The following is a 6482-nucleotide window of genomic DNA, read 5'->3' on the forward strand; positions in this document are numbered from 1 at the left end:
GACCGTTAATACACACAGAATTACCAGTTGGAATTAAGTGAAATTTGGAATTTATAATACTGGGCCATCAAGGTAGTTGGGTAACATGCTGATAGTCATCGATTAAATTGATATTAAAGTTTAATGATTCGAGGTACTGCTGACATTCGCTGAGGCTCTTTTTATCGCGAAAGGAGGATGATGTGAATGTTATTTTTAAATAAGATAATATATTATATGTATATTATTTTATTAATTTATTGCAATTTTTTACTATTTATGTTATTTTTAAATAAGATAATATATTAATTACATACTATCTTATAAAAAAATGACATGTAATGGACGTGATTGATCAGATCAAGCGGCATACTCAACATCCCCTGACGCATCAGCTGCTAATGTCGTTTTTAGGAGATTACAGCCAACCTAATATTAAAATAAGCGCCCTCGTCAAGAAGGGGATTTTGATGCCGGTTAAAAAAGGCCTGTACCTGGTAGGCCCTATGGTGAGCGGGCAAACCCCTGAGCCATTCCTGTTGGCAAATCATATCCTGGGACCGAGCTATGTCTCTTTGGAATCCGCCCTTTCCTTTCACGGACTTATTCCAGAGCAAGTATTCGAAGTGACCTCGGTCACCACGAAGGCATCTCGAAAGTTCAAAACCCGATTGGGCATTTTCAGCTATACAAGACTTCCTCTACCATACTATTCTTTCGGCCTTCAACAGATTAAATTAGGAGAAGAACAATATGCACTGGTGGCCTCACCGGAAAAAGCCGTCTGTGACAAAATCGTAACCACGCGTGGCATTGTCTTACGAAGCAAGAAAGATACTTTCAATTTCCTTATCGAAAACATGCGAATGGATGAAGAGAATCTCAAAAAATTAAACATTCAAGAAATCTCCTCGTGGTTACCGGAAACTCCAAAGTATGGAAGTATTTCGATGCTTATCAGAACTATACAGGGACTATGATAAAAGAATGGATCGATTCTTACAAGCCGGCCAATAAGGATCAGGCGCTACAGGCGCTCCGTGAGATCATGCAGGAAATTGCATTGGCCGGCCTCTACCGCGCCGCTTTTTTTGAGAAAGCAGCCTTCTATGGAGGAACCGCTTTGCGTATTTTTTACGGCCTGGATCGATTCTCCGAAGACCTTGACTTTTCACTTTTAGAAGTGAACCCAGACTTTTCTCTTGATAAATACCTGGAAGCAATTCATCATGAATTCGAATCCCTGGGCATGCAGGTTTCCGTCAAAGAGAAGAACAAAACAAATAAGAACAATATCGAGTCTGCTTTTCTAAAAGCTGAAACTGTTTGGCGAGAGCTTGTCCTGGAAGACGTGGCCAAACAAATCGGATTAAATGACAAACCCAACATCAAGATTAAACTCGAAGTAGATATTAAGCCACCCCTTGGATTTCAAACAGAGGAGAAACTTTTGTTCCGCCCGTTCTCATTCTATGTCAAGTGCTTTGCCCTCCCATACCTTTTTGCTGGAAAGATGCATGCCTTACTCTTTCGCAAGTGGGGCGAAAATGTAAAGGGGCGCGACTGGTATGACATGGAATGGTATATTAAAAAAGGAATAGCTTTTAATATGCCTCATTTCATTCTTCGCTCAAAAGATAGCGGTGACCTTCCAGTGGATTTTTCTGAAACGAAATTTAAGGAACTCTTATCAAATAAAATCGATACAGTCAATATGGAACGGGTCAAAGCAGATATCAGTAGATTTATTCCTTCTCCTGATAGATTGCAACTATGGACCCCGAAATATTTTCACGACCTGGTTGCACATTTAAAAATTTCAAACGAATAGAGATGCTAGGGCTAATCACGCTGCCTGAGACCCAGTTACGATGATTCCTTTGTTGACCATAACCTGCTAGACCATTCCAACGGTCAGCCTTGTTGGCAAATGTTTTAAGGTAAACTTAATTTCGGGCTATTCCTTTTTTTCTGTTATTAGAGTATACTCATTTTTAAAACGTATGCTCCGAAATGAAAGAAGAAAAATCGCTGCCGAGAAAAAGGTATTGGATCGAGAGACAATCGGTACCCACATTCTGGTCATCATAATAGTTGCCTCTGCACTCTGGGCGGTGCTGAAATGTCTGTGGTTAACTTAAGCCTAAAATTCAACGGGGAACGTTGCCTGGATTAACCGGATATTTCTTCGCGTGCGATGTATTCCGAAAAAATTGATTCCACTAATTCTGTGGTTATTTCTTTGTCGGGGAGGTCTTGGCCCAAGAACTGTATGGGATTATTTACAATGCTTGTTTTTGTCCGCCCTGTAAATGCAATCCAATCTTCGTGGGGGAGAACTGATCTTTTGTGATCGAGTAGGTCCATCACGGGAAGCAATCTCACCTGGAATTCCTGCTTAGTATGCTTGTAATTCATGGCTATTTTCTTGAATTGGGTAAGGCCGAGAGGATTTCGTAAAGATAGGTAGAAAAATAGTGTGTGCGAATCAAATCCCCCAGGGGAATCCATTGCCCCGTCCCGTCTCCCATATTTTTGCAGCGAACTCGTTTCGGTAGAGAATTGGGAGATCACCTTACCAGGGGTGTCTTCGAATTGGATGCTTCCGAATATGCTCCTCTAACTCAAATACTGAAACGAAGGTCTTACCCTCCGAGCTTCTAAGAGTTATATAGCCTTTCTTGTGGTAATTATATAGTGTCTTTCGCGAAACATCATATTCCTTGCAGATTCGATTCATTGGTACGAACTCCTGCCGATGCAAAGCTGATTCTTGTATCGCTGTCTTAATTAATGGAGGTAGTAGACGGGTAAAGGACCGAGTGAAATAACTCTCAAAAATTTCCCGTACAAATTGTTCTCGCAGATCCATGTTGGTTGTGTTATGATAGGAGTGATGCTGTTTAAAAAAACGTTGCTATAGCTTGTGAGTTATACTTTGGCGAGGCTTGGAGTGTCAAACCAAATCAAAGTATATCAAATGGCATTTTAATTCTCAGATATATGCCTGGCTATATATATGCGTTGTGGCTTTTGAAATCTAATTGATCAAGCACCCTCCGGTCTTGAGTCACTCGCTTTTTCGAACATTTCATCCCATTTGTTGTTTGCAGCTTCCATAGATTCCTTGTTGATATCTACATATCGGCTATAGGCATCAAATGTTTTATGTCCTGTCCTACTCATCGAGGTCTTAATGGGAATCCCTAAGTAGTTGTCAATTGTTGCCGCTGTTTTGCGCATGAACTTTGTGGAAAGGATGTCCTTCAAAGGGACTTCTTCAACGGTAACTAATTTTCCGTATTCGTTATACCTAGGAAGGAATTTGATTTCAAACCATTTTAGTTTATTGGCTATACTCTTGAGGTTCGCGTTCATTCGTTGATTGGTTGGAACGTAGGGGAACTTTGAGTACTTCGCGAGAATTTCTTGACCAAATCTGTTCACAAGGACTTCCTGATGCTCGTTGCCAGTTTTCCGCTCAAAGTATGTAATAACACCTTGATCTACAGTATAACCATGCTTCCGAAATGATTCTGACATCCGTTTAAGATCGCCATGTCTGGTTCCGCCAATGGATACACCAAACACAAAAAGATCCCGCGTCCGTTGTAGTTCCGGGAAGGCAGACAAATCAACATTATATAGCTGCAGGAATTGATTTACAGACAGACCTATAGGTTTGCCATATCGCGCTTTTACATTTATCTTTTTATAGCATGATGGCACCTCTACTTCTTCAAACTCCGTTTCTATCCAGTTAAGAAATACCCGTAGATTTTTGAACTGTTTGTGTATGCCAGCTCCCTTTATTCCTTGCGCTTTAACATAGTCTTTGAATTGCTCGAGCTTGGCTTTTGTTATATCCTGAAGGAAGAAGATTTGGTTCTTGCTGTTGAAGTTTTTGAAATGTCGCCAGGTCGCCCGGTAAGCATTTATTCCATCTCCTATAGTTCCTTCCTTACATTTGATAAATTCATCGTACCAGTCATTGACACTTTTCGATTTTATAGTAGAAGTATTTTCTTCGCGTGTATAGTCCCTTTCAATCAGCGCAGGAAGCGGAGCGATCTTGTTGGTGGTATATACTTCAATGATATAGCTGAGTTTCTCCTGAATTGATTTCAGGACGGCATTATGAGCGAGCTGCCTTTTCTTCCGTGCCGGGGTTAATGTTGTAAGGGCTGTAAGTTTATATAGGTCTATATCTGGATCAAAGACACATCCGAATAGAGTAGGGTTTGCTTTTAGTTGGGTATTGAACCGCCAGTTTTCTCCTTCATGGTTATATTCGACCAAAATTGGCGCGTCACCTAATTTGTCGATATAGTCTTTCTTGATAAAAACATTTACTTTTGCCATGTGCCTTCGGGATTAATAGTTTTGAACTAGTAATCGGAAGGCCTATTTCTAATACGAATAGGCCGCCCCGAAGGCGTCGTAAACAAGTGATAATTAGTACTTTAATATACTTGAATGAAATGGTGAGGAGGGGTGTAAAGAATCAACTATACGCTCGAGACCTCTAAGAGCCTCGGATATACTATATATTCGAGGTTTTTTATTCATTTGTAAACTCATAGGCAAATCTCTCCGCTGTCTTATGTGAGGGTAGGAAATAATGTGCATTAAAAGGAATTTTTGTGTAACCCTCAATTTTGTGTGGCAGATAACTATATATAGGTATATATATACCTATATGTCAAGTATCATATATAGTATATCCACCGGCGCGTTTACGATGTGTCAATTCATCGCATAAATAGACGTCTGGACGCGCGCTGCTATAGTTGTTTATTGGCTTTGGTGTTACCGGTTTTCATGTTTACCATTGACTATTTATTGGTTGGATCGTTCCCCCGATAGCGAAGGAATTTGAATGATGCGCTGTTGGCACCTTCCTGTCCCGAGGAGGTTGCATACAATCCGAAGACGCAGCCGAGAAATCCGCCAGCCACCTGTGTACTTAAGAATTTCGCGTCCACCTTCTCTTGCAGGGGACGCCATTTTCCCTCTGAGTTTGCATAGTGAAAATTGTAATATAGACCATCAGCGTCAATGCGAAGAAACACGCTTTTGGAACTCTCTTCGAGGGGAACTTGTACCAGCAGGCTCATCACATCGTTCTCCGGGTTACTTTGAAACAGTTGCAATACTGACTTGCCTTTGTCTGTCGACTTGCACAGATAATAGAAATGCTTCTCATCTTGAAATATCACCATACCTGCTTTCTCATTTTCAGCTTTCGCTGTGAAGCTGAGGGAGGTTTCTGCTGAGCAGTGCAAATGCTGCTGACGTTTACCAATGAAAGAAGGGTTTCCTGTTTCCATGCAGGTCTCTGGCTTGAGCTTCAAGCTGAGACCTTCCGCTTTGCTGAGTGCGAATGAACTGCTATCCACCGTTCTGAGAAATAGCAGTGCAGGATCCAGTTTTTCTTCAAAGCTGATGGTGTAATCGAAGTTGCCGCTCTGAGGTCTTGCGTCCCTTTGTAACGCCTCTTTAAAGTGAGCTGTATAGTGATACTGAATTTCATCCGATCCCAGATCAGCCACGGGCCAACCGTCTTTCCATGTCACGGGTGCGATAAAGGTTTCACGTCCTGTGTTGTAGTAGTTATTCTCATAAGGGCGAACAGCAAGAAATATAGCGTACGTTTTTCCATCCGGCCCTTCCACAAGCTGCGCGTGGCCTGCAGAAGTGATGGGATCTTTTCGATCTGAGGGCAAATCCCTTTGCGTTAGTATCGGGTTCTTGTCGTAGGGCACAAAGGGGCCCCATACCGATTTACTTCGCAGGACAACTTCAGAGTGGTTCACCGAGGTACCTCCTTCTGCAGCATAGAGGTAATACCAATCGTCGCGCTTGAGCAAATGCGGCCCTTCGATCCACACCGGTTTTTTGCTAATATCTACTCCACCATTGACCAGTGTCTTCTCTTTGCCGATCACGGTAAGATTTATCGCATCGAATTCATACATCCGTATAGTGCGATGCCCAGAGTATAATGGCTTATTATCCGGAGCATCGCTGTTATATAGTATATAGGCTTTATCGTTGTCGAAGAACAAAGAAGGGTCAATGCCGCGCACTTGTGGCAACCACACCGGATCGCTCCACGGACCTCCGGGATTTTTTGCGGTCACTACAAAATTTCCGCCCTTGTCGATGAGCGTACAAGTCACGTAGTAGGTTCCGTTATGATAGTCAATAGCTGGTGCGAATAAACCACGCGTCATGCGATGTCCCATGAAGTTCATTTGTGATGGCCTGTTGATCACGTTTCCTATTTGTTTCCAGTGCTTCAAGTCTTTACTATGAAAAACCGGTATGCCTGGAAAATAGGCAAAAGTGGAATTGATGAGATAGTAATCCGAATTTACCTTAAGCACACTTGGATCCGGATAGAACCCCGAAAGGATCGGGTTGGTAAATGTGATAGTTTGTGTCCTTGCCGATGTGCCGGTATAGAGGAAAATGATAATGAGTGTGATTTTAATAAGTGT

4 protein-coding genes are annotated in these 6482 nt (G+C 42.0%); 2 read left to right on the top strand and 2 right to left on the bottom strand.

Annotated features, from left to right (window positions below):
- Positions 1-320 precede the first annotated feature (320 nt).
- Together VIN08_RS19880 and VIN08_RS19885 are read left to right on the top strand one after the other, a co-directional pair.
- Positions 321-959 carry a hypothetical protein gene (locus VIN08_RS19880; RefSeq protein WP_331968714.1) on the top strand — a complete coding sequence of 213 codons (639 nt, stop codon included), beginning with the start codon at positions 321-323 and terminating at the stop codon, positions 957-959.
- Positions 956-1810 (top strand): nucleotidyl transferase AbiEii/AbiGii toxin family protein, encoded by an 855-nt coding sequence (locus tag VIN08_RS19885; protein WP_331968717.1) that lies wholly within the window; start codon positions 956-958, stop codon positions 1808-1810. The genes VIN08_RS19880 and VIN08_RS19885 overlap by 4 nt, the downstream gene beginning before the upstream one ends.
- A 1217-nt stretch (positions 1811-3027) precedes the next feature.
- Here the strand turns inward: VIN08_RS19885 and VIN08_RS19890 are convergent.
- Both VIN08_RS19890 and VIN08_RS19895 read right to left on the bottom strand, forming a co-directional pair.
- Complete coding sequence (locus tag VIN08_RS19890) at positions 3028-4341, bottom strand: phage integrase SAM-like domain-containing protein (protein WP_331968720.1); 1314 nt, start codon at positions 4339-4341, stop codon at positions 3028-3030.
- A 473-nt stretch (positions 4342-4814) separates the two neighbouring features.
- Positions 4815-6482: glycoside hydrolase family 43 protein (locus VIN08_RS19895; protein WP_414693305.1), on the bottom strand; the 1668-nt coding region annotated here is incomplete at its 5' end.

Source organism: Ohtaekwangia sp., from assembly GCF_036568665.1.
Taxonomy (GTDB): domain Bacteria; phylum Bacteroidota; class Bacteroidia; order Cytophagales; family Cyclobacteriaceae; genus Ohtaekwangia.

Coding starts and splice junctions, on each gene's coding strand:
- VIN08_RS19880 (WP_331968714.1), top strand. CDS start 321: ATGGACGTGATTGATCAGATCAAGCGGCATACTCAACATCCCCTGACG.
- VIN08_RS19885 (WP_331968717.1), top strand. CDS start 956: ATGATAAAAGAATGGATCGATTCTTACAAGCCGGCCAATAAGGATCAG.
- VIN08_RS19890 (WP_331968720.1), bottom strand. CDS start 4,341: ATGGCAAAAGTAAATGTTTTTATCAAGAAAGACTATATCGACAAATTA.